The organism is Streptomyces alboniger (assembly GCF_008704395.1).
Taxonomy (GTDB): Bacteria; Actinomycetota; Actinomycetes; order Streptomycetales; family Streptomycetaceae; genus Streptomyces; species Streptomyces alboniger.
Genome location: NZ_CP023695.1, coordinates 2,068,349 through 2,091,153, shown reverse-complemented (window position 1 = coordinate 2,091,153; position 22,805 = coordinate 2,068,349). Strand labels below are relative to the sequence as shown.

20 protein-coding genes are annotated in these 22,805 nt (G+C 72.4%); 11 read left to right on the top strand and 9 right to left on the bottom strand.

Annotated features, from left to right (window positions below; all coding sequences use genetic code 11):
• Positions 1-11: 11 nt before the first annotated feature.
• The 5 genes from CP975_RS09195 to CP975_RS09175 all read left to right on the top strand — a co-directional run bounded on the left by CP975_RS09195 (position 12) and on the right by CP975_RS09175 (position 4,545).
• A complete protein-coding gene (locus CP975_RS09195; RefSeq protein WP_055536318.1) occupies positions 12-1,262 on the top strand; it encodes an NAD(P)/FAD-dependent oxidoreductase in 1,251 nt (416 codons plus the stop codon).
• 158 nt (positions 1,263-1,420) lie between these two features.
• The gene (locus CP975_RS09190) at positions 1,421-1,786 is read left to right on the top strand and encodes an Rv2175c family DNA-binding protein (protein ID WP_030783794.1); all 366 of its coding nucleotides are present in this window, start codon (positions 1,421-1,423) and stop codon (positions 1,784-1,786) included.
• A 93-nt stretch (positions 1,787-1,879) separates the two neighbouring features.
• Positions 1,880-2,548 (top strand): thiamine phosphate synthase, encoded by a 669-nt coding sequence (thiE, locus tag CP975_RS09185; protein ID WP_055536319.1) that lies wholly within the window; start codon positions 1,880-1,882, stop codon positions 2,546-2,548.
• Positions 2,549-2,729: 181 nt separating this feature from the next.
• Entirely contained in the window at positions 2,730-3,647 is a 918-nt protein-coding gene (gene metF, locus CP975_RS09180) for a methylenetetrahydrofolate reductase [NAD(P)H] (RefSeq protein WP_055536320.1), read from the top strand.
• 52 nt (positions 3,648-3,699) lie between these two features.
• Positions 3,700-4,545 carry a hypothetical protein gene (locus tag CP975_RS09175; RefSeq protein WP_055536321.1) on the top strand — a complete coding sequence of 282 codons (846 nt, stop codon included), beginning with the start codon at positions 3,700-3,702 and terminating at the stop codon, positions 4,543-4,545.
• A gap of 16 nt (positions 4,546-4,561) precedes the next feature.
• On the opposite strand, the gene CP975_RS09170 is transcribed toward CP975_RS09175, so the two are convergent.
• The 5 genes from CP975_RS09170 to CP975_RS09150 all read right to left on the bottom strand — a co-directional run bounded on the left by CP975_RS09170 (position 4,562) and on the right by CP975_RS09150 (position 10,630).
• Positions 4,562-6,061, bottom strand: a complete 1,500-nt coding sequence (locus tag CP975_RS09170; RefSeq protein WP_055536322.1) for a phytoene desaturase family protein — start codon at positions 6,059-6,061, stop codon at positions 4,562-4,564.
• A gap of 59 nt (positions 6,062-6,120) precedes the next feature.
• Complete coding sequence (locus tag CP975_RS09165; protein ID WP_150476744.1) at positions 6,121-6,735, bottom strand: DUF4126 domain-containing protein; 615 nt, start codon at positions 6,733-6,735, stop codon at positions 6,121-6,123.
• 373 nt (positions 6,736-7,108) lie between these two features.
• The gene (locus CP975_RS09160; protein WP_055534036.1) at positions 7,109-7,729 is read right to left on the bottom strand and encodes a TetR/AcrR family transcriptional regulator; all 621 of its coding nucleotides are present in this window, start codon (positions 7,727-7,729) and stop codon (positions 7,109-7,111) included.
• 47 nt (positions 7,730-7,776) lie between these two features.
• Positions 7,777-9,861: a YhgE/Pip family protein gene (locus tag CP975_RS09155; protein ID WP_055534038.1), complete on the bottom strand. Its 2,085-nt coding sequence runs from the start codon at positions 9,859-9,861 to the stop codon at positions 7,777-7,779.
• Positions 9,833-10,630, bottom strand: coding sequence for an ATP-binding cassette domain-containing protein (locus CP975_RS09150; protein ID WP_246201440.1), 798 nt, complete (start codon positions 10,628-10,630; stop codon positions 9,833-9,835). The genes CP975_RS09155 and CP975_RS09150 overlap by 29 nt, the downstream gene beginning before the upstream one ends.
• A gap of 159 nt (positions 10,631-10,789) precedes the next feature.
• On the opposite strand from CP975_RS09150, the gene CP975_RS09145 reads away from it, so the two are divergent.
• The 3 genes from CP975_RS09145 (at position 10,790) to CP975_RS09135 (ending at position 12,962) form a co-directional block, all read left to right on the top strand.
• Positions 10,790-11,338 (top strand): SAV_6107 family HEPN domain-containing protein, encoded by a 549-nt coding sequence (locus tag CP975_RS09145; RefSeq protein WP_055534040.1) that lies wholly within the window; start codon positions 10,790-10,792, stop codon positions 11,336-11,338.
• Positions 11,339-11,435: 97 nt separating this feature from the next.
• Positions 11,436-12,272: a class I SAM-dependent methyltransferase gene (locus CP975_RS09140; protein WP_055534041.1), complete on the top strand. Its 837-nt coding sequence runs from the start codon at positions 11,436-11,438 to the stop codon at positions 12,270-12,272.
• 276 nt (positions 12,273-12,548) lie between these two features.
• Positions 12,549-12,962: a DUF3040 domain-containing protein gene (locus CP975_RS09135; RefSeq protein ID WP_055534043.1), complete on the top strand. Its 414-nt coding sequence runs from the start codon at positions 12,549-12,551 to the stop codon at positions 12,960-12,962.
• Between the two features lie 119 nt (positions 12,963-13,081).
• Here CP975_RS09135 and CP975_RS09130 read toward each other — a convergent pair whose 3' ends face one another.
• The 4 genes from CP975_RS09130 to CP975_RS09115 all read right to left on the bottom strand — a co-directional run bounded on the left by CP975_RS09130 (position 13,082) and on the right by CP975_RS09115 (position 18,810).
• Complete coding sequence (locus CP975_RS09130; RefSeq protein WP_055534045.1) at positions 13,082-15,514, bottom strand: transglutaminase TgpA family protein; 2,433 nt, start codon at positions 15,512-15,514, stop codon at positions 13,082-13,084.
• Positions 15,515-15,581: 67 nt separating this feature from the next.
• On the bottom strand, positions 15,582-16,949 hold the full coding sequence (locus tag CP975_RS09125; RefSeq protein WP_055534047.1) for a DUF58 domain-containing protein: 1,368 nt from the start codon (positions 16,947-16,949) through the stop codon (positions 15,582-15,584).
• Complete coding sequence (locus tag CP975_RS09120) at positions 16,949-17,968, bottom strand: AAA family ATPase (protein ID WP_055534049.1); 1,020 nt, start codon at positions 17,966-17,968, stop codon at positions 16,949-16,951. The genes CP975_RS09125 and CP975_RS09120 overlap by 1 nt, the downstream gene beginning before the upstream one ends.
• A 221-nt stretch (positions 17,969-18,189) precedes the next feature.
• Positions 18,190-18,810, bottom strand: coding sequence for a beta-class carbonic anhydrase (locus CP975_RS09115; RefSeq protein WP_150476743.1), 621 nt, complete (start codon positions 18,808-18,810; stop codon positions 18,190-18,192).
• Between the two features lie 356 nt (positions 18,811-19,166).
• Here CP975_RS09115 and rsmH point away from each other — a divergent pair, with 356 nt between their 5' ends.
• The 3 genes from rsmH to CP975_RS09100 all read left to right on the top strand — a co-directional run bounded on the left by rsmH (position 19,167) and on the right by CP975_RS09100 (position 22,791).
• On the top strand, positions 19,167-20,126 hold the full coding sequence (rsmH, locus tag CP975_RS09110; RefSeq protein ID WP_150476742.1) for a 16S rRNA (cytosine(1402)-N(4))-methyltransferase RsmH: 960 nt from the start codon (positions 19,167-19,169) through the stop codon (positions 20,124-20,126).
• Positions 20,127-20,196: 70 nt separating this feature from the next.
• Entirely contained in the window at positions 20,197-20,832 is a 636-nt protein-coding gene (gene ftsL / locus CP975_RS09105; RefSeq protein ID WP_150476741.1) for a cell division protein FtsL, read from the top strand.
• A 6-nt stretch (positions 20,833-20,838) separates the two neighbouring features.
• A complete protein-coding gene (locus tag CP975_RS09100; RefSeq protein WP_150476740.1) occupies positions 20,839-22,791 on the top strand; it encodes a peptidoglycan D,D-transpeptidase FtsI family protein in 1,953 nt (650 codons plus the stop codon).
• The last annotated feature ends 14 nt before the right edge of the window (positions 22,792-22,805 follow it).

Here is a 22,805-nt window from a genome sequence, read left to right as displayed (position 1 = left end):
ACAGTGATCGGGTGAGCGAGCAGCAGAGGCAGAGCGGACGGCAGGGCGGGCAGGCGGAGCGGCAGGGCGAGCGGCACGTCGTCGTCGTCGGCGCCGGGATGGCCGGGGTACAGACCGCCGTGGCGCTGCGCGAGCAGGGTTTCGTAGGCACGGTCACCCTGATCGGCGCGGAGCCCCACCAGCCGTACGACAGACCACCGCTGTCCAAGGCGGTGCTGCTCGGCAAGGCGGAGGGCTCCGCGTTCGACATCGACTTCGAGGCGCTCGGCATCGGCCTGACCCTGGGCCGCGAGGTCGCCGGGGTGCGCCCCGCCGACCACGAGCTGGACACGGCCGACGGCCCGGTCGCGTACGACGTCCTGGTCCTCGCGACCGGCGCCGAACCGATCCGGCTGCCGGGTACCGAAGGCGTTCCCGGGGTCCATCTCCTGCGCACCCTGGACGATGCCGCGCGGCTGCGGCCGGTGCTCGCCGAGCAGCACGACATCGTGGTCGTGGGGGCGGGCTGGATCGGCGCCGAGTTCGCCACGGCCGCGCGTGAGGCGGGCTGTGCCGTCACCGTGGTCGAGGCCGCGGGCCGCCCACTGGCCGGGGCGCTCCCCGAAGCGGTCGCCGCCCCCATGGCGAGCTGGTACGCGGACTCCGGAGCCGACTTGCGTACCCACGCGCGCGTGGAGCACGTCGAGCCGGGCGCGGTGGTCCTGGCCGACGGGACCCGGCTGCCCGCCGGCGCGGTCGTCGTCGGCATCGGCGCTCGCCCCGCGACAGCCTGGCTGACCGGCTCCGGCATCGAACTCGGAGCCCACCGGGAAGTGGTGGCCGACGACCACCTGCGCGCTTCAGTGCCCGACGTCTACGCGGTCGGCGACTGCGCCTCCTTCCCTTCGGGGAGGTACGGCGAACGCCTGCTCGTCCACCACTGGGACAACGCCCTCCAGGGCCCGCGCACGGTGGCGGCGAACATCATCGGCGACACCCCCGCGGTGTACGACCCCGTGCCGTACTTCTGGTCGGAGCAGTTCGGCCGCTTCGTGCAGTACGCGGGCCATCACGCGCCGGACGACGACCTGGTGTGGCGGGGCGACCCCACCGGCGTGGCGTGGTCGGTGTGCTGGCTGCGGGAGGGTGTCCTGGTGGCGGTCCTCGCGGTGGGCCGCCCGAGGGACCTGGCCCAGGGCCGCAAACTGATCGAATCGGCCACCCGCCTGGACCCGGCCCTGGCGGCGGACCCCTCGGTCCCGCTCAAGAAGGCGGCACTGTAGGACGCCCCTGCCAGGAGCGCCCCGCAAGGGGCGCGGGGAACTCCGCGACCGGCCCACGACGACCCGCGGACCGGCCCAGGACGACCCGCGGACCGGCCCAGGACGACCCGCGGACCGGCACAGACGCCCAGGCCCCCGGCCAGAGATACCCTGGGACGGTGACCGAGATTGACGCAAAGACAGACGCTCTCGTCCCCGCCTGGCTCCACCTCCCCGACATCGCGGAAATGCTCGATGTCGAGGTCACGCGCGTGCGCCAGCTGGTCAAGGAGGGCCAGCTGATCGCCGTACGCCGTGGTGAGAACCGGACGCTCCAGGTGCCCGCCGCCTTCATCGACGGCGACAAGGTCGTCAAGGGCCTCGTCGGCACCTTGACGCTCCTGAGGGACGACGGCTTCTCCGACGAAGAGATGATCGAGTGGCTCTTCACCCCCGACCCGACCCTGCCCGGCACCCCCGCGCAGGCACTGAGCGAGAATCGCGGCACGGAGGTGAAGCGCCGCGCCCAGGCGCTCGCCGTCTGAGCAGGCGTTCGTCGTCTGACTGAAAACACCGTTCGGGGTGCGGGCCGCGTGACGCGCGGCCCGCACGCCCATCGAGACCGGGGGGACTTCTCCATGGCCGCCGACCATCCGCGCGCCCAGCTCGCCGACGCCCGGCTCTACCTGTGCGTGGACGCCCGCAAGCGCCAGGGAGACCTCCCCGAATTCCTCGACGCCGTCCTCGCGGGCGGCGTCGACATCGTGCAGCTGCGCGACAAGGGCATGGAGGCCGGCGAGGAGCTGGAACACCTCCAGGTCTTCGCCGACGCCGCCCGGCGCCACGGCAAGCTCTTCGCGGTGAACGACCGCGCGGACATCGCGCACGCCATCGGCGCCGACGTGCTGCACCTCGGCCAGGGCGACCTGCCGGTCCCCGCGGCCCGCGCCATCCTCGGCAGCGGCGACAGCGGCGGCGGCGTGTTGATCGGCCGCTCCACGCACGCCGAGTCCGAGGCCGCCGCGGCCGCCGCCCAGGAGGGCGTGGACTACTTCTGCACGGGCCCCTGCTGGCCCACGCCCACCAAGCCGGGCCGCCACGCCCCGGGCCTGGACCTGGTCCGTTACACGGCCGGGCTCGGCACGGACCGCCCCTGGTTCGCCATCGGCGGCATCGACGCGGGCAACCTCGACCAGGTGCTCGAAGCGGGCGCGCGGCGCGTGGTCGTCGTGCGGGCGATCACCGAGGCCGACGACCCGGGCGCCGCCGCCGCGGACTTCGCGAAGCGGCTGCGCACGGCCGACTGAGCCGCGGTGCGAGGGGGCTGCGAGCGATGCCGCGACGGCGGTCGAGCGGCGGTCGAGCGGTGTCCGAGCGGCGGCCGAGCAGGGTCCGAACAATGTCCGATCCGTGGACAAGAAACCGGCAAATGCGGCGAAAGCCCAAGGTCCGGTTGGGCGACCGCCGTGGCCTGGCTAACCTGCCCGTATGGCCCTAGGCACAGCTTCCACCAGGACTGACCGCGCACGCACCGTGCGCGACATGCTCGCGACCGGCAAGACGACGTACTCGTTCGAGTTCTCCGCGCCGAAGACCCCGAAGGGCGAGCGGAATCTGTGGAACGCGCTGCGCCGGGTCGAGGCGGTCGCCCCGGACTTCGTCTCGGTGACCTACGGAGCGGGCGGTTCGACGCGCACCGGCACGGTCAAGGAGACCCAGCAGATCGTCGTCGACACCACCCTCACGCCCGTCGCGCACCTGACCGCGGTCGATCACTCCGTGGCCGAGCTGCGCAACATCATCGGGCAGTACGCGGACGCCGGGATCCGGAACATGCTCGCGGTCCGCGGCGACCCGCCGGGCGACCCGCTCGGCGACTGGGTCGCGCACCCCGAAGGCCTCACCTACGCCGCCGAGCTGGTCGAGCTGATCAAGGAGTCCGGCGACTTCTGCGTGGGCGTGGCCGCCTTCCCCGCGATGCATCCGCGCTCGCCCGACTGGGAGTCGGACACCCGGCACTTCATCGACAAGTGCCGGGCCGGCGCGGACTACGCGATCACACAGATGTTCTTCGATCCGGCCGAGTACCTGCGGTTGCGCGACCGCGTCGCGGCGGCGGGCTGCGAGACGCCGATCATCCCCGAGATGATGCCGGTCACCAACGTCCGCCAGCTCGACCGGCTGCCCCAGCTCAGCAACGCCGTGGTCCCGGCCGGGCTCAAAGACAGGATCCTCGCGGTCAAAGACGATCCAGCCGCTGTACGCTCCATTGGCATCGAGTTCGCGACGGAGTTCTGCGCGCGATTGCTGGCCGAAGGCGTGCCGGGATTGCACTTCATCACGCTCAACAACTCCACGGCGACGCTGGAAATCTACGAGAATCTGGGCCTGCACCGACAGGCTTGAACGGCCGTACCCCCGTGTCCGCGGGCGGCGGCCGTAGGGGAGAGGGGCGTACGTGGGCTGGACGGTCCTCTACATCGCGTTCGGATTCGTCGCGCTGTGGCTGCTCGGCGAGGTGCTGTTGCAGTACAAGGCCAGGCTGCGCTGGCGCCTGCTGGCCTTCGTGGGCTTCCTCGGGGTCGTCGTCGGCGTGCTGATGCCGTCGGTGTGGGTCATCGGGGCCGGCGCCATCGCCTTCGCCACGGGCCAGACGTACGTGACGCTGTCGTTCCGCCGGGGCTTCTCCACCGGCTGGGCGCTCGGCGGGAAGCCGGGGCTCAGCAAGCGCCGCAAGAAGCCGTCCCGGTCCGCGGCGGGGAAGGAACCGACGCTCGAGGTCTCCGGCCTGGAGTACGAGCAGGCCCCGCCGCCGCCCTCGCACGACCCCGGGATCTACGAACCGGAGCCGCTGCCCGACGACACCGGGCAGTACGGTGTGTACACCGACACGGCGTACGCCCCGCCGACTGCTGGCGACGCCCACCAGGGCGACGGCCAGGGCTACGACACCGCGGCCTACACCGGCTACGACCAGCAGAGCTACGGCTACGACGAGACCGGGCACCAGCAGTACGCCGCGTACTCCGACCCGTACGTGGGCACGCAGACCTACGGCGCCGGGCAGGGCTACGACGCCTACGGCGACCAGCAGCAGTACGCACCGTACGGCGGCGACACCTACGGCGGGCTCGGCGAGGTGTACAACGACACCCCGCCCGGCGGCGTCTGGGTGCCGCACCAGCGCACCACCGACGAGCCCTACGGCGGTGAACTCCCGCAGGAGCAGCCGTACCCGTACCAGGACGGGCCCGCCGACGGCCAGGGGCACTCCGGTCACAACGGGCAGCAGTACCGCTACTGAGCCTCTCCGGAGGCCGTCACTGCGAGCCGCGGAACTCCGGGCCCTCGACGATCAGCCCCGCGACCAGCGCGCCCGACATACCCGCGTGGGGCAGCCCGCCGCCGGGGTGCGACCAGCCGCCGACCGCGAACAGGCCCGGCAGGCGGGTGCTGTTCGCCGGGTGCAGGAGCTTTCCGCCGGCCGCGGCGAGCGCCGGGACGGGGACCGAGCCGCCGTCGGCGCCGGTGGCCTCCGCGACGTCCGCGGGCGTGCGCACCTCGTGCCACAGGAGGCGCTCGCGCAGCCCGGGGATCACCGACTCCGCGCGGGACATGACCCGCTCCACGTCGGCCGGGCTCACCTCCAGGTGCGCGGGCACCGTCACCGTGAGCGTCACGGCCTCGTGCGCCCCGTCGGGCGTGACGTCCGGGTCATCGGGGCGCAGGACCGTGACGGTGGGGGAGGCGGGGAGTCCGGGCCGCTCTCCGAAGAGGCGGTCGAGCTCGTCGAGGCGGTCGGCCGAGTGCAGCACGGTCCGGTGCGCAGTGCCCTCGGGGCGGGCGCCCGACAGGGCCAGGAGGACCGTCAGGCGGCTGGGGAGCCCGGAGCGCGCGGGGGCGTCACCCTCCGCCCGTATGTTCACACCGGACAGCATCGCGTCCAGGGCCGTGGGGGCCACACCGGCGACCACGAAGTCCGCGTCGGCCGTCCGGCCGTCCGCTAGCTCCACGCCCGCCGCCCGGCCGTCCTTCTCGACGATCCGGACCACCGCCGCGTCGAACACGAACTCGACCCGGCGGGCCAGGCACCGCTCGTACACCGCCGTGGCCAGCGCGCGCAGACCGCCCCGCACCGACCAGGTGCCGAAGGTCTGCTCCATGTACGGCAGGACGGCCGCGCTCGCCGGGGCCGTCCGGGGGTCGAGGCCCTGCGCGAGGGCGAACTGCTCCAGGAGCGCGAGCAGCCGGGCGTCGCCGCCCAGCTCCAGCCCGCCGATCTCACTGAGCGTGGCGGCCCGGCGCTCGCGGCGCAGCAGGCGCTTGTGGGGCACCGCGGGGTACGGCTCGCGGGCGCCGAGCACCTGCCAGTTCGGATACAGGGGCTCTTCCAGGAGCGGGCGGCGGGTGCGGTCCCACGTCTCCCGCGCGCGGTTCATGAACGCCGCCCAGCGAGCGCCCGCGCCGCTGCCGAGCGCCGCGTCCAGGGCCTCGCCGACGCCCGCGCGCGAGGCGTTCGGCAGGTCGGTCGTGGTGCCGTCGGCGAAGACATGGCGCACGGCGGGCTCCACCTGGGAGAGCTGGACGCACTGCTCCAGGGACTCCTTGCCGGTCTTGACGAACACGTCCCGGTAGACCGCGGGGAGCTGGAGCAGGCTAGGGCCGGTGTCGAAGACGAAGCCGTCCCGCTCGACCACGCCGAGCGAACCGCCGTACGTCCGCCCGCGTTCGTACACCACCACCCGGTGGCCCGCGACGGCCAGCCGGGCGGCGGCCGTCATGGCGCCCATCCCGGCGCCGATCACCACAATCCGTGCCATGCCAGGGACTTTATCGGCCACCACTGACAGTCACGCCGCGGCCCCGTGCACACCGGCTCTCAGGGCGGCGGCGGCCCCGTCCGGGCCGCGAGCCGCCTCTCCTCGCGCCGCTGCGCCCTGCGCCGCAGGAACCGCCGGATGCGCGAGACGAGGAAGACCAGCACGAACAGGCCGAGCAGCAGGAGCACCGCCGCGATGATCGCGGCGGCCTCCGGATAGAACATCGCGAAGGAGATGAGCCCGCCGACACCGAGGTCCTCGGCCGTGCTCATCACGACGTTGCTGAACGGTTCGGGCGAGGTGTTGACCGCCATCCGCGTCCCGGCCTTCACCGCGTGGCTCGCCAGCGCCGTCGATCCGCCGACGGCCCCCGCGGCGAGGTCCGACAGGGAACCGCTCTGCCCCGCGAGGAGCGCCCCCACCACGGCCCCGGACACCGGCCGGATCACGGTGTGCACCGAGTCCCAGACCGAGTCGACGTACGGGATCTTGTCGGCGACGGCCTCACAGACGAAGAGCACACCGGCGGCGATCAGCACGTCCGGCCGCTGAAGCGCCTCAGGGACCTCGTCACTGATCCCGGTCGCGCCGAAGACGCCGAGCAGCAGGACAACGGCGTACGCGTTGATCCCGCTCGCCCAGCCGCTGGTGAACACCAGGGGGAGTACGGACACGGACGTGATCGTAACCAGTCCGGGGCCAGGCGGCCTGGGGTCCCGTGCGCATGCGTGAGTACTTGTACCTAGACGCTGAGATGAGTACGCGCGCGGATGGGCCTCCACCTGCGGAGACGGAAGAGTGTGGGGCACGGAGAAGGGCACGGTGCCGGTACCGCCGACACGGGGCGGCGGAACGGCGCCGGGCCCTTGGCCGCTCCTTCCGCCGTGAGGCGGGAGCGAGGTACGGGGGTGACTCGGGGGAGACCATACGGGGGGCCGAACGGGGGTTCGGGGGGACACGAGGAAAGCGCCGGTCCGGTGCCGCCTGAGAGACAGGGGGCACCGGACCGGCGCTGTCGTACACGCTCTCGTACGAGCTGCCGGGCCGCTACGCGCGCGTGCCGCTGACCCGGCCCTGCAACAGCCGCGACAGCGCCGCGTGCACATCGTCGAGGGAGCGCTCCGGCTGGAAGGCCTGCCAGTCGAGGGCCGCCACCAGCACCATGCCGACGAGCGCGGCGGCCGTCAGCGGGATGTCGATCTCGTCGGCCAGCTCGCCGTTCTCGACGCCGCCGCGCAGCACGTCCTCGACCACGGCGACGGCCTGCTGCCTGACGACCAGGAGCGTGGACTGCCAGGCCCGGTTGGTGCGCCACAGCTCGGCCACGTACAGCTGGGTGAAGGCGGGGTAGCGGTTGATGAAGACGAGACCGGCCCTGATCATCGCGTCGAGGGCGTCGACCTTGCTGCCGCCGCTCTTGTCCGTCTGCTCGGCCGCCTCCTTCAGGGAGGCGGTCAACAGGCCGACGCCGTGCCGCAGCAGCTCTTCGAAGAGGACCGATTTGCTCGCGAAGTTGTAGTAGACGGTGCCCTTCGCGACCCCGGCCCGCTCGGCGATCTCGTCAACCGTCGTGGCGGAGAAACCCTGCTCCGCGATGAGGGTGACGGCCGCCTCGTAGAGCTTCTGCCGGGTGGCCTCGCGGCGGGTGCTGCCTGCACTGCTGTCCATGGTCCTGATTCTCACAGGTCTCGCCGGGCTCCCCGGCAGTGCCGCACTCACAGGCTCAGCTCCGGGTGCAGTCGGTCCATGGTCCACACCTGCTTGCGGTGCGCGGAGAGCGCGGTGAGCGCGAGGGCGCCCAGCGTGAACGCCGTCAGGACCGCGCACGCCTGCCAGACGGGGCCGAGGCCGCCGCCCGTGATCAGCCTACGGAGAGCGTCGACCACGTGGCTCATCGGCAGGAAGGGGTGGATCGCGCCGAAGAAGCCGGGGCTCGTCTGTACGGGGTAGGTGCCGCCCGCCGACGTCAGCTGGAGCATGAGCGCGGCGAGGACGAGGATCCGCCCGGCCGCTCCGAAGCGGGCGTTGAGCCACTGCACGATGGCCGCGAAGCACGCCGTGACCAGGCAGAGGAAGCCGATGGTGCCGGCCGCCCTGGCCATCTGGAGGCCGAGGCCCCAGTGCAGCACGGACATGAGGGCCGCCGTCTGGAGTACGCCGAGGGCCGCCACCGGCAGCCAGCCGGCCAGCGCGATGCGCCACGCGGAGGCGCCCGCGGCGAGCGCGCGCCGGTTGAGCGGTTGGATCAGCATGTACGCCACCATCGCGCCGACCCAGAGGGACAGCGGGATGAAGTAGGGCGCGAAGCCCGTGCCGTAGTTGGGCGCATTGTGCATCGACCGCGAGGCGAGCTGTACGGGGTCGGCCATGACGTCGGTGCGCTCGTCACGGTCCTTCTTGCCGTAGTCGGGGATCTTCTTGACGCCGTCGTGCAGCCCGCCGGACAGCTTCGCCGAGCCGTCGGCCAGCTTGAACAGACCGCTCTTGAGGTCGCTCGCGCCCGTCTCCAGCTTGCCGATGCCCGCGTCGAGGTCCTTCGCCCCGGTCTTGGCGTCGCCGAGGCCCGTGTGCAGCTTCCTGGCGCCGTCGGCCACCTTGCCCGCGCCCTTGTCGAGGTCGTTGATCTGGGTGACGGCCTTCTCCAGGTCCTCGTCGAGGTGCGGGGCACGGTCGGCGAGCGCCTGCGACTTCTTCTGGAGCGCGGCCAGGTGCTTGTCGAGCTTCTCGGCGTCGCTGCGCTGGTCCTTGATCACCGTGTTCATGTCGTCGGCGATGGTCGACACGTTCTCGGCGGCCTTCTTGACCTTCTTGAACTCGGCGCAGCCGGGGTCGGGCACCGGAGCCGTCTCGCAGTGCTTCGTGTAGAAGCCGCCGATGATCCTGGAGCCCTCCTTGGCCCCCCTGGCGGCCCCGGGGGCGTGCTTGACCCAGTCGTCGAGGTTGCGGCGCATCGCCTTGGAGGAGTCGGCGACCAACTGGGCCGTGTCACCGATCGTCTTGCCGTTGTCCTTCAGGAAGGGCCGCCCCTTGTCGGCGGTGCCGTTGACCTTTCCGGCGAGCTTGTGCGTACCGTCCGCGACCCGCCTCGAACCGCTCTTGATGTCACCCGCGCCCTTGTGGAGCTTCTTGATGCCCGCGGCCAGGTCACCGCTGCCCTTCTTGGCGTTCCCCAGGCCGTTCACGAGGTCCTTGGACCCCTTCTTCGCCTTGCCGATGCCGCCGTCGAGCTTGTCGGCGCCCTCGGCGGCCTTCTGGGTCTCGTCGTGGATGTCGGAGAACGAGATGAAGATCTTGTCGAGGAAGGAGCGCGAGGCCTTGGTGGACGCCGCCCTGCGCACCTCGGAGAAGACCGTCCGCGAGATCTGCCCGACGATGTAGTTGTTGGCGTCGTTCGTACGCACCCGCAGAGCGCCCGTCTCCGGAGAGTCCCCCGAACTCGACGCGATGCGCTTGCTGAAGTCCGACGGCATCGTCAGCGACAGGTAGTACGTCCCGTCCTCGACGCCCTCGCGGGCCTCGGCGTCCGTCACCTCGTGCCACTCGAAGGTCTTGCTGTCACGCAGCCGCTCGACGATGGAGTCGCCCGCCTCCAGCTTCTTGCCCTGCGCGGTGGCGCCGTCGTCCTCGTTGACCAGCGCCACGGGGATGCGGTCGAGACGGCCGTACGGATCCCAGAAGGAGCACAGGTACAACGCGCCGTACAGCAGGGGCAGCAGCAGGAGCGCGACCAGCGCGAGGCGCGGCAGCTTCCCCCTGCCGAAGCGCCTCAGCTCAAGCGCGGCCAGCTTCGGGGAGCGCATCCGCCGTCTCCTTGTCGTCGTCGGTGCCGTGCCGTTCCGGCTCGGTGGCGCTGTCCGTCTCCTGGGCGCGGGTGCGCACCACGACCGCGCCCTCGGGCGCCTCGCTGCACACCGCCACGACGGTCGTCCCGTTCTCGGTGATGGACTTCAACAGGTCCCAGGCCTCGGCCCGTTCGGCGTCCGAGAGCTTGAGGTCGGTGTCGTCGACGCCGAGTACGCGCGGCCGGCCGATCAACGCGAGGGCTATGGACAGGCGCAGGGCTTCGAGCCGCTCCAGATCGCGTACGGACGTCCGCCGCCCCTTGGGCAGCGACTCCATGTCGAGGCCCGCGGCGGTCAGCGCGGTGTCGACGCGCAGCCGCGTCTCGTTCCTGCGCTCGGCGCGCGGGCGCAGAAGCCCCCGCAACGGGCCGCCGAACCGCCGCTCCAGGAGCGCCCGTTCGTGCAGGTGCTCGGCGACGGTCAGGGCCGGGTCGAGGTCGGTGACGCCGGGCACCGGCCCGAGCCCGCTGATCCGGCGCACCGCGGCCAGTTGCTTGGGCAGCCGGAAGCGCCCCACGCGCGCGTGCCCCTCGGTGGCGCGCATACGTCCCGTGAGAGCGAGCAGGAGACACGTACGGCCCGAGCCCGAGGGGCCCTCCAGCGCGATCAGTGACCCGGGCTGCGCGTCGATGTCGATGCCGCGGAACGCCCAGCCGCGCGGCCCTTCGAGGCCGAGGCCCTCGGCGGTGACGGCGGCCGCGTGCACGCCGTCGGTCGGATCGTCCACAGTCCCCCCAGACCCTTCTTTTGAACTGACTGGTCAGTACAAAAGTAAGCCTGCACCCCCGCCCGGGGCAAAGGAGCAGGTCAAGGCCGATTGTCAGTGGGGTACTCCACGATGGGCACATACGGCCACCGCGCCGTCACAGACGACAGGAGGTTCGTCATGGCCAGCACTTCCGCAGCAGCCGCACACCGGCACCGCGCCGTGCGCCCCGCGCCCTCACTGACCGGCCCGGCGAGCGATGTCCACCCCGTCCTGCGCCGCGCGACCGCCCCGCCCGCCGCCCTCGAACTGCTCGCCCAGGCCCGCGCCGGAATCGACGAGGCCGCCCGCCTGGACACTCCGAACGAGCGCTACGCCACCGCCCACCTCGCCGCCCTGCGCACCGCCGCCGCCGTGCTGGCCGCGCGCGGCCGCCCCGAGACGAGCCCGCGCCGCAGGCAGCGCATCCGCAGCGCCTGGGAAGTCCTCCCCGAGATAGCCCCCGAACTGACCGAATGGAGCGCCCTGTTCGCCTCCGGCGCCGCCCGCCGGGCCCGCGCGGAGGCGGGCATCCAGGGCGCCGCCACCGCCCGCGACGCCGACGACCTGCTCCGTGACGTGGCGATGTTCCTGCGCCTGGTCGAGCGGATGCTGGTGCTCCAGCCCGTTCTGCCCCAGGCGAGGCAGGAGCGGCCGGACCGCGGAGAGGAGCGGCCGGACGCGGGCTGACCGGCGCGTGCGCCCGCGGGACGGGTGACCGGGGCACCGCACGGCAGGCAATAAGGTGGGGTTGATCGCAACCCCACGCGCCGAGGAGTCAACTGCCGTGTCGGACCCGATGCGCCCGCCCGTCTCCCACCACCGCCCTCACGCGGCGTCGGTGCGCTCCGACCCCTCCCGCCCCCGTGCGTCTCTGCGTACCGCCGTGGTCTGGGACGTCCTGAAGGACGCCCTCGACCGCCGCGCGGAGGTCACCGCCCGGGAGTCGCGCACCGCACTCGACGTGCTCGACACCGGAGGCGGCAGCGGCAACTTCGCGGTGCCCGTCGCCGGACTGGGCCACCGGGTCACGGTCGTTGACCCCAGCCCGAACGCCCTGTTCGCACTGGAGCGCAGGGCCGCCGAGGCCGGCGTCGCCGAGCGGGTGCGCGGAGTCCAGGGCGATGTGCTCGGCCTCTTCGACGTGGTCGAGCGCGGCGGCTTCGACGCCGTTCTGTGCCACGGCGTCCTGGAGTACGTGGACGACCCCGCCGAAGGCGTCCGCCTGGCCGTCGACGCGCTGCGGCCCTCCGGAGTGCTCAGCCTGCTCGGCGCGGGCCTCGGCGGAGCCGTGCTGGCGCGCGCCCTCGCCGGGCACTTCAAGGAGGCCCAGGCGGCGCTCACCGACCCGGCGGGCCGCTGGGGCGCGGGCGACCCCGTGCCGCGCCGCTTCACCGCCGAGCAGCTCACCGAGCTGGTGGAGGCCGCGGGCGTGCGCGTGGACGCGGTGCACGGCGTGCGGGTCTTCGCCGACCTGGTCCCCGGCGTCCTGGTGGACACCGAGCCGGGCGCCATGGAGGCCCTCCTCCAGCTGGAGGCCGCCGCCGCCGAGCTGCCCGCCTTCCACTCGGTGGCCACCCAGCTGCACGTACTCGGTGAGGCGCGCGGTACCACCGAGGCCTGAGATGCGGCCGGGGCTGCCCTGCTGATCAGCGACGCAGCCGCAGATGGAGTACGCCACAGGCCCCCCGAACGGGCTACAGGCGCCGTATGATCGAGGGACACCGTCCTGCATGACGGTTCGGCCACTGGGGAATGCACGCTTCAGTGAGCCGGAGCGATGTGAAGGTCCGGTTTGGCGAAGTTGGCGCAGAGGGGCGGGTTTCACGGGGGCGATTCCCTGCCTATCCTGAAGGGGACCCCCGGTCGCCCCCGGCGACTGCACGATGAGGAGGACTCCGTGCCGCTCTCGGAGCACGAGCAGCGCATGCTCGAGCAGATGGAGCGAGCGCTGTACGCCGAAGATCCCAAGTTCGCGACAGCGCTTGAGGGAAGCGGGCTGCGTACGTACACCCGGAAGCGGGTCTACCAAGCGGTCGTCGGCTTCCTGGTGGGTATCGCCCTTCTCATGGCCGGAATGGTCGCCCAGCAGATCTGGATCAGCGTGGTGGGATTCCTCGTCATGCTGGGCTGCGCGGTGCTCGCCGTCACCGGTTGGCGCAAGGCGCCGAAGCCGGGTGAACAGCCCTCGGGCGCGGCCGCGGCGCAGGGCGGGCCCCAGGCCCGTCGGCAGACGCGACAGCGCCGTTCCGTCATGGACCGCATCGAGCAGCGGTGGCAGCGCCGCCGCGACGAACAGCAGGGTGGTCAGTGAGTTCGGCCCCGCAAGGCTGACCCAACAGATGTGAGCGTGTGTGAGGGGTGACCGCCGGCTCGGCGGTCACCCCTCACGTGTGTCTCGGCGGCGGGGGCCCACAGGGGGACCCCCGCACCTCATCCCTCCTGCTGCGAAGCCCTTCGCGGCAGCCTCCGCGTCAGTGCCGTCCACCGCTTCGCGACCCGCTCGCTCCAGCGTGCGCTGAACGCCGTCCAGCGGTCCGAGACCGCCCACACCACCCGTGCGGCCGAACGCGGCGCGAGTGCCGCCCGCAGCCGGGCGGAACGGGTCGACGAGGCGTGCAGCCCCTCCCGTACGCGCCGTACGTCATCGGAGAGCCCCGCCACGGGAAGCCGCGGGTCCGGAGCGTAGAGCACCTGTTCCACCGAGGTCGCCACCCGGTGGACCGCCTCAGCGGGCCCCGCGGGCAGCTGCCCGATGCGGACGATCCGCGCGGCGGCCTTCCGGGGCGTCTGTGACTCGTCCGGCTCAATGCCGTGGTCCCAGGCCGTATCCGTCACCTCCCGCCAGGCCGCGAGGGTCCGCGCGGCGGTGTCCGAGGGCGTACGGCCGCCGGAACCCAGTCGCGCCGTCCGGACGCGGGTCCGCCACAGCAGGGGCAGCAGCGGAACCGTGATGACGAGCAGCGCCGCCAGGGCCACCAGGACGATCGTCCCGACGGGCGGTCCGTCGCCGCCCGAACCGGCCGCGATCTGCGGGGCGGCGCTCTCGCAGCCGCCCTGCTTCCTCATGTCGGGCGGGCAGCTGTCGGACGCCGAGGGCGCCGTGGACGGCTCCGCCGCGCGGGACGGCGCGGGGCTGTCCGGGTCGCTCGCGTCATCGGAGGGGACGTCCGAGCGGGTGTACTCGGGCACCGAACCGCGGCTCGGGGTCGGTTCGAAACGGGTCCAGCCCACCCCCTCGAAGTACAGCTCGGGCCAGGCGTGGGCGTCGCGCAGCCCGACCGACATGGAGCCGTCGGCCCGCGCGGAGCCCGGCGTGAAGCCCACCGCGACACGCGCCGGTATGCCCAGCGTGCGCGCCATGGAGGCCATCGCGAAGGAGAAGTGGACGCAGAAGCCCTCCTTCTGCTTCAGGAACTTCTCGATCGCGGCAGGACCACTGCCCGCCCGCACCTGCGTGTTGTACGTGAAGCCGCCGTCCGAGGCGAAGTAGTCCTGGAGCTTGACCGCCTGCTCGTACGGGTTCGAGGCGCCCTTGGTGACCTGGCGCGCGGTGTCCGCGACCATTCCCGGCAGGGAGTCCGGCACCTTCGTGAACTCGCGCCGCAGGTCCGAGGGGGGCGAGGACGCGTTCGCCAGCTGCTCGGCCGTGGGCTCCACGACCAGGCTCCTGACCTGGTACTCGGCGCCGCGCGTGGTCTGCCCCCGGTCACCGACGAGCGCGCGGCCCACCGGCTCGTACCGCCAGCGGCCGTCGATCTCGACCTGGCTGGCGGGGAAGGGCATGGGCAGCCAGTTCTGCGCGTAGCCGTCGGCGGCCGAGATGGTCGTCCGGACCTCGGTCCTGCGGACCTCGGGGAACAGCCCCCGGGGGTCCGGCAGGGGGGACGGCACGTCCTCGATGCGCCGGACGGTGGTCTTCCACGTGGTGCCGTCGAACTGGTCGAGCGAGACGATCCGCAGGTACAGCTCGTCGGTGCGCTCGGCGTTCGTGCGGTACGAGAGGACCTCGCGGTCCTCCGGCTGGTTCAGACTGTCCTGGAGCGCGACCAGGGGGTTCACGGCGGAGATCGTCCCGCCGCCGCCCGAGCCGCTTCCACCAGGGCCGCCGGAGCCGCCCAGGAGGCCGCCGTCCAGAGCCGGCAGCGCGAGCGGCACCACGAGGGCGATGCCCAGGGCGAGGGCGCCGATGCGCCGCCCCGTGCGGACCGGGGCGATCGCTCCGGTGTTGCTCTCCAGGCCTCCGGAGACCCGCCCCGGAGCGCGCGCCGCGCCGCCGAACACCCGGCCCCACGCGGAGATCCGGTCCCGCCCCTCCGCGAGGAGCAGCAGCAGATACCCGGCGGCGGCGAGCAGGAACCACAGCCATCCGGCGCCGTCACCGGAGAGCCCCGCCGCGACCGAGTACAGCGCGAGCAGCGGCAGCCCCGCGGGCGCCGCCGTACGGAACGTCACCGCCAGCGCGTCCACCGCGAGGCCGATCACCAGGACCCCGCCGACCAGCATCAGCCTGATGCCGTCGCTGAGCGGCGCCGGGATCGCGTACCGCCCGACGTCGTCGCCGCCCGCTTCGAGGAGCATGCCGAAGCGACGGAACACCTCGGGTCCCGGCAGGATCCCCGCGACGGCCTGCTCGCGGGCGAAGACCAGGGTGAGCAGCAGCAGCGACACCAGCGCCTGCACCGCCACCGTGAGCACCCTGGCCAGCGGCACCCGCCGGGCCAGCGCGCCCGCCCCGCTCTGCACCGCCAGCAGGATCACCGCCTGGAGGAACCACGTCGCCGGATCGACCAGCGGCAGCAGCGCGCCCGAGGCCATCAGCGTCGCCGCGGTGGCACACAGCGCGAGCCGCGCGCGTCCACTCATGACCGTCCCCCCACTGTCGTACGCGTCCGCATGTGCGGCCCCCGGCCCTCGTGCCCAGCCCCGGTCGTCATGCCCAGCCCCCGGTCGTCGTCCCCGCGGCGGGCGCGGGGCCCGCGCTCGTGCGCGCGTGGTCGGCCTGGCGCCACAGCTCCGTCAGGCTCGCCCCCGGGAGCACGGGGAGGGCGGTCCAGCCCGCCTCGCGCAGCATCCGCACCCGCGCGTCACCGGCGCCGGACGGCACACCGCCGGGCCCCAGCGCCCAGGCCGCGCTGTCCAGGACGAAGGCGACCGCGGAGCCGCTGCGCTGGCGCATCTTGGCGGCCACCGCCGCCTGCGCCTCGTCGAGGTCGCCGAGGAAGGCGACGAGGAGGCCTTCGTTGCCACCGCGCAGCACGTCGTACGCGCGAGAGAGCCCCGCCTCGGCGGAGTGGTCGATCACCGCGAGGGTGTCCATCATCAGCCCGGCCGCGTCCGCCGACTCCTGGCTCGCGCCCGCGAAGCCGTCGGAGCCCTCGCCCGGCACGGAGGTGCCGGTGTCGGTCAACAGTCTTACCGAGAAGCCCCGTTCGAGCATGTGCACCAGCGTGGACGCGGCGCCCGACACCGCCCACTCGAACGCCGAGTCGGGGCCCGCGCCCCGGAAGCCGGCGCCCCGGGTGTCCAGGAGCACCGTGCAGCGGGCCCGCTGCGGCTGCTCCTCGCGGCGCACCATCAGCTCGCCGTAGCGCGCGGTGGAGCGCCAGTGCACCCGGCGCAGATCGTCGCCGTGGCGGTACCCGCGCGGGATGACGTCGTCCTCACCGGCGAGCGCGAGGGAGCGGTTGCGCCCGTCGCCGTACCCTTTGGCCTCGCCCGTGAGCCGCACCGGCGGCAGCGACTCCACGCGCGGGATGACCGTCAGGGTGTCGTACGTCGAGAAGGAGCGGGTCAGTTCGCACATCCCGAAGGGGTCCGCGAGGCGCAGTTGCAGCGGACCCAGCGGGTAGCGGCCGCGCAGGTCGGAGCGGACGCGGTAGGACACCTCGCGGCGCCCGCCCGCCTCGACGCGGTCGAGCACGAAGCGGGGCCGGGGCCCGAGGACGTACGGCACCCGGTCCTGGAGCATCAGCAGGCCCGTGGGCAGCCGCGAGACGTTGTCCATGCGCAGGTGCACGCGGGCCTCCGAACCGGCCGGCACGCGCGAGGGGGAGAGCCTGCGGCTGCCCGCGACGCGGTAGCGGGTTCGGAAGAGGACGGCGGCGCAGACCAGCGGCAGCACGGCGAGCAGCAGCCCGACGCGCAGCAGGTCACTCTGGCCGAGGACGTAGGCACAGACGGCGGCGGCGACGCCGGCCGCGAGGAAGGAACGCCCGCGGGTGGTCAGGCCCGCGAGAGCCGTGCGCACCCCGCCCCTGCCGTCCTCGGCGGGGCCCGCCGGCCTCCCCCCGGCTGCCATCACAGCCTCCGCGTGCCGGGCGGCTGCTGGTCGAAGAAGCCGCCGCCCGGCTGGGCGGCGGCGGGGACCGGGGTGTGGTGGAGGATTTCGAGGACGACCGATTCGGCCGTACGCCTGTTCAGCTGGGCCTGTGCGGTGGGCAGCAGGCGGTGCGCGAGGACCGCTACGGCCAGGGCCTGCACGTCGTCCGGGAGGGCGAACTCCCGGCCGCTGAGCGCCGCGGAGGCCTTGGCGGCGCGCAGCAGATGCAGCGTCGCGCGCGGGGAGGCCCCGAGTCTGAGGTCCGGGTGGTTGCGCGTCGCGGCGACGAGGTCGACCGCGTACCGCCGCACGCTCTCGGCGACGTGGACCGTGCGGACCGCGTCGATGAGCTTCACGATGTCGTGCGCGTGCGCCACCGGCTGGAGGTCGTCCAGGGGCGAGACACCGCCGTGCACGTCGAGCATCTGCAACTCGGCCTCAGGGCCCGGATAGCCGATCGAGACGCGCGCCATGAAACGGTCGCGCTGCGCCTCGGGCAGGGGATAGGTCCCCTCCATCTCCACGGGGTTCTGCGTGGCCACCACCATGAACGGGCTGGGCAGTTCGTACGTCTGCCCGTCGATGGTGACCTGACGCTCCTCCATGGACTCCAGGAGCGCGGACTGCGTCTTCGGAGAGGCGCGGTTGATCTCGTCGCCGATCACGATCTGCGCGAAGATCGCGCCAGGCTTGAACTCGAAGTCCCTGCGCTGCTGGTCGAAGATGGACACACCGGTGATGTCCGAGGGCAGCAGGTCGGGCGTGAACTGGATCCGGCGCACCGAGCAGTCGATGGACCGTGCGAGCGCCTTGGCGAGCATGGTCTTGCCCACGCCCGGCACATCCTCGATGAGCAGGTGCCCCTCGGCGAGGAGCACGGTCAGCGAGAGCCGTACGACCTCCGGCTTGCCCTCGATCACACCCTCCACCGACCTGCGGACACGCTCCGCTGTCGTGGTCAGATCTGTGAGGCTCGCTCGATCGTCATACGTCGTCACCCGGCCCTCCTCGGCCCTTACCCAAGCTCGCGAAGGAGCAGGGATACCCCAATTCCGGGCCGCTCATCGTGTGCGCGGCCCGGGCCACCCCGAATTCACCGACACCACGCGTGATGGTTCCGCGTGGTGTCACCCCCGCATTGTTGTTGGGCATGACGGGTCGTGTCACTCGCCTGTGGATAACTGGCGGCGATTTGTAGGGCCTTACGACCTTTTGTTAGTCACGCAGGGTCGATCTCCCGCAGCAGACCCGTCTTCACGTCGAACACGAATCCGCGGATGTCGTCCGTGTGCAGCAGGAACGGCGAGGTCCGCACGCGCTGTATCGACTGACGTACGTCCTGCTCGACGTCGCGGAAGGACTCCACCGCCCACGTCGGCCGCTGCCCGACCTCGTTCTCCAGGTCCTGCCGGAACTCCTCGGTGAGGGACTCCAGGCCGCAACCGGTGTGGTGGATGAGGACCACGCTGCGGGTGCCGAGCGCGCGCTGGCTGATGGTCAGGGAGCGGATCACGTCGTCGGTGACCACGCCGCCCGCGTTGCGGATGGTGTGGCAGTCGCCCAGGTTCAGACCGAGCGCGCCGTGCAGGTCGAGACGGGCGTCCATACAGGCCACGATGGCGACGCGCCCCACGGGGCGGGCGTCCATGCCCGGATCGGTGAAGCCGGCGGCGTACCGCTCGTTCGCTGCGACCAGGCGGTCGGTGACCGTGCCGACGGCTATGTCGCCGATCGGCTCTGCGGGGCTGTGGCCCGAGGGGGATGCGGAAGTCGACATGGGGAAGACGTTAGTGGTCATTGATCGACTCGGCCCGCTGTGGGAGGGGACAAAGAACGTCAAAGACTCTTGTTGTGAGGTAAACCACAGGGCTGCGGAGGGCGCGGCCGAATGGGTGACTTCGCCCGATTCACGACTCCGTTCCCGACCCGTCCGCGACGCGCAGGCCGGTTGATTGACCGGGCGACACCGTGGACTAAAGTGACGCGAAGCGGGAGACGTGACCTGCTCCCCACTGGACCGCACATCCCGGAGATTCCCTGAATCCCCACGTGCGCGGCGCGTACGTACGGCTCGGCCTCCTCCCGCTCCCGGTCGGCTGACGCCACTTCCCCGGCGCCGGCAGGCCATTCCCCTTCCCGGAGCGGGCGGGGACCCGGCAGTGCGTACGAACGCCGCGCCGGACCTGAGAGGGCCCCTTGACCGACAACAGCCGACACGTCCCGGTGATGCTCCAGCGGTGCCTGGACATGTTGGCCCCCGCTCTCGCCGAGCCCGGCGCGGTCGTCGTCGACTGCACCCTCGGCCTCGGCGGCCACAGCGAGGCCCTCCTGGCGACCTTCCCCGCGGCCCGCCTCATCGCCCTGGACCGCGACAAGGAAGCGCTGCGCCTGTCCGGCGAGCGACTCGCTCCCTACGGCGACCGGGCCACCCTGGTGCACGCCGTCTACGACGAACTCCCCGAGGTCCTCGACCGCCTGGACGTCCCGCGCGTCCAGGGCGTCCTGTTCGACCTCGGCGTCTCCTCCATGCAGCTCGACGAGGCCGACCGCGGCTTCGCGTACGCCCAGGACGCGCCCCTGGACATGCGCATGGACCAGACGACCGGCATCAGCGCCGCCGAGGTCCTCAACACGTACGCGCCCGGCGAACTGGTGCGGATCCTGCGCCAGTACGGCGAGGAGAAGCAGGCCAAGCGCATCGTGAGCGCCGTCGTGCGCGAGCGCGAGAAGGAGCCGTTCAGCAACAGCGCGCGGCTCGTCGAACTCATCCGCGACTCCCTGCCGCAGGCCGCCAAGCGCACCGGCGGCAACCCCGCCAAGCGCACCTTCCAGGCCCTGCGCATCGAGGTCAACGGCGAACTGAGCGTCCTGGAGCGGGCGATCCCGGCCGCGGTGAAGGCGCTCGCAGTCGGTGGCCGGATCGCCGTCCTGTCGTATCACTCGCTCGAAGACCGCCTGGTCAAGCAGGTGTTCGCGGCAGGCGCCACCAACACCGCGCCGCCCGGCCTGCCCATCGTCCCCGAGCGCTACCAGCCGCGCCTCAAGCTCCTGACCCGCGGCGCCGAACTGCCCACGGAGGAAGAGGTCGCCGAGAACCGCAGGGCGGCCCCGGCGCGACTGCGGGGCGCCCAGCGTGTCCGGGAGGACGTCGGCTGAGGCCGGGCCCCCGGAACACCGAGAGGCCCGTGAGCTTACGTCCGCCGAGCTGAGTCCGCGAGGAGGCTCCATGAGCAAGAAGCCCGAGCTGCGGGGGAGGGCCGCCCGCCTCGCGCGACTGCTTCCGCAGGGCCCCAACCAGGCCGCGCGCACGCCCTTCGTCCTCCTGGTGGTCCTGCTCCTCGGCGGCGGACTGATCACGCTGCTCATCCTGAACTCCTCCCTCAACGAAGGCTCGTTCCAGGTGAGCGAGCTGAAGAAGGAGACGAAGGACCTCACCGAGGAGGAGCAGCAGCTCCAGCGCGACGTGGACAGCTACTCGGCCCCCGACGCCCTCAAGCGGCGCGCCGACGAACTCGGCATGGTCCCCGGCGGCGATCCCGCCTTCCTGAACCCCGACGGGAGCGTGCGCGGCGTGCCCGGCGCCGCTCCCGCCCGCCCCTCGGCGCTGCGCCCGTCCGCGCCGCGCCCCCAAGAGGTGGCGTCTCCCGCGGCCTCCGTCCCGATCCCGGTCCGGTCCCCGGCCGAGGCCTCCGCCCAGGCTTCCCTCCCGGCGCAGGCCTCCGCCCCGGCCCGGCCCTCCGTCCAGGCCTCCCTCTCGGCCCGGCCCTCCGCCCCGGCGCCCACCGCCGCGCGCACCGCGGCCCCCCAGCCCACGAACCCCGAGCCCACGAACCCCGGCCCCACGACGACCTCCGGCAGGTGACGTTAAGTGTCCGACAGGGAACCCCCGCGGCGCCGGGTGCCAGGGCCCGCGAGGCCCGCGCGCCCCGGCGCGCCCCGCCGCCCGGCAGCCGCGGGACGCCGCCCCGCCACCCGTCGCCCCGCCGCGAAGGCCAAGCCCCGCACCATCCGCCTGGGCAGCCCCCGCCCGCGCCTTCGCATGGTCAGTCTGGGCCTGACGCTGGTGATGCTGGCCTTCGTCGTGCGGCTGCTCCAGGTGCAGGCGGTGGACGCGGACGTGTACGCGGCCAAGGCCGAGAAGAACCGCTACTTCACGCACACCCTGGCCGCCGAGCGCGGGCGCATCACCGACCGCGGCGGCGTCGAACTGGCCGCCAGTGTGGACGCGTACGACATCACGGCGGACCCCACGCTGTTCACGCCGAAGGAGGCGAGGACCAAGGACGCCCCCGAGCAGGCGGCGGCGCTCCTGGCCCCCATCCTCGACAAGGACGTCGCCGAGCTGACCAAGAAGCTCAAGAAGCCGAACACGCGCTACGTCCTGCTCGCGCGCCGCCAGACCCCCCAGGTGTGGAAGCAGATCAAAGACTTGCGCGGCGCGCTCGCCGAGAAGGCGAGCGTCGACCCCGGCTCCCCGAACGTCCTGGCCGGCGTCCTCGCGGACCCGAGCAGCAAGCGGGTCTACCCGAACCACGATCTGGCCGCCGGGATACTGGGCTGGGTCAACGCCGACGGCGAGGGCGGCGGCGGCCTCGAACGGCAGCTCGACAAGCAGCTGGCGGGCGAGGACGGCAAGATCCGCTACGCCCAGTCCGGCGGCCGTCAGGTACCGACCGCGGGCTCCACGGAGACGCCCGCCGTGCCCGGCTCCGACGTCGAACTCACCATCGACCGCGACATCCAGTGGGCCGCGCAGAACGCCATCACCGAGCAGGTCAGGAAGTCCAAGGCCGACCGCGGCTACGTGATAGTGCAGGACACCAGGACCGGCGAGGTCCTCGCGATGGCCAACGCCCCCGGCTTCGACCCGAACGACCTCTCGAAGGCCAACGGCGCGGCGCTCGGCAACGCCGCGCTTCAGGACGCCTTCGAGCCCGGCTCCACCGCCAAGGTCATGTCGATGGCGGCGGTCCTCGAGGAGAACGTGGCCACCCCCGGCACCCACGTCACGGTGCCCAACCGCCTGCACCGCGGCGACCGCCTCTTCCAGGACGACATCGACCACCCCACCTGGCACCTGACGCTCAACGGCGTGCTCGCCAAGTCCTCGAACATCGGCACGATCCTCGCCACCGGACAGCTGGGCAGGACGCAGCAGGAGGCCAACAAGGTCCTCTATTCGTACCTGCGCAAGTTCGGCCTCGGCAAGGAGACCGGGCTCGGCTTCCCGGGCGAGACGTCCGGCATCCTCGCGCCCGCAGCCAAGTGGTCCACCTCGCAGCAGTTCACGATCCCGTTCGGCCAGGGCGTCTCGATCAACGCCATGCAGGCCACCTCGGTCTACTCGACGATCGCCAACGGCGGCGTACGCGTCGAGCCCACCCTGGTCCGCGGCGCGAAGGGCCCCGACGGCCGCTTCACGCCCGCGCCGAAGCCCAAGAAGACCCGGGTGGTGAGCGACAGGACGGCCAAGACCGTCTCGCAGATGCTCGAATCCGTGGTCGACGACGAGGAGGGCACCGGCACCAAGGCCCGCATTCCCGGCTACCGCGTCGCCGGCAAGACCGGTACGGCCAACCGGGTCGATCCCGCGACCGGCCGTTACAAGGGCTACACCTCGTCCTTCGCCGGCTTCGCGCCCGCAGACAAGCCGCGTGTCACGGTCTACTGCGCGATCCAGAACGCCACCAAGGGCAGCTACTTCGGCGGTCAGATCTGCGGACCCATCTACAAGGAAGTGATGGAGTTCGCCCTGAAGACCCTCCAAGTCCCGCCCACGGGAAGCGGCCCGGCCCGCCTCCCCGTGACCTTCGAGCCCTGAGACCGACCAGGAAC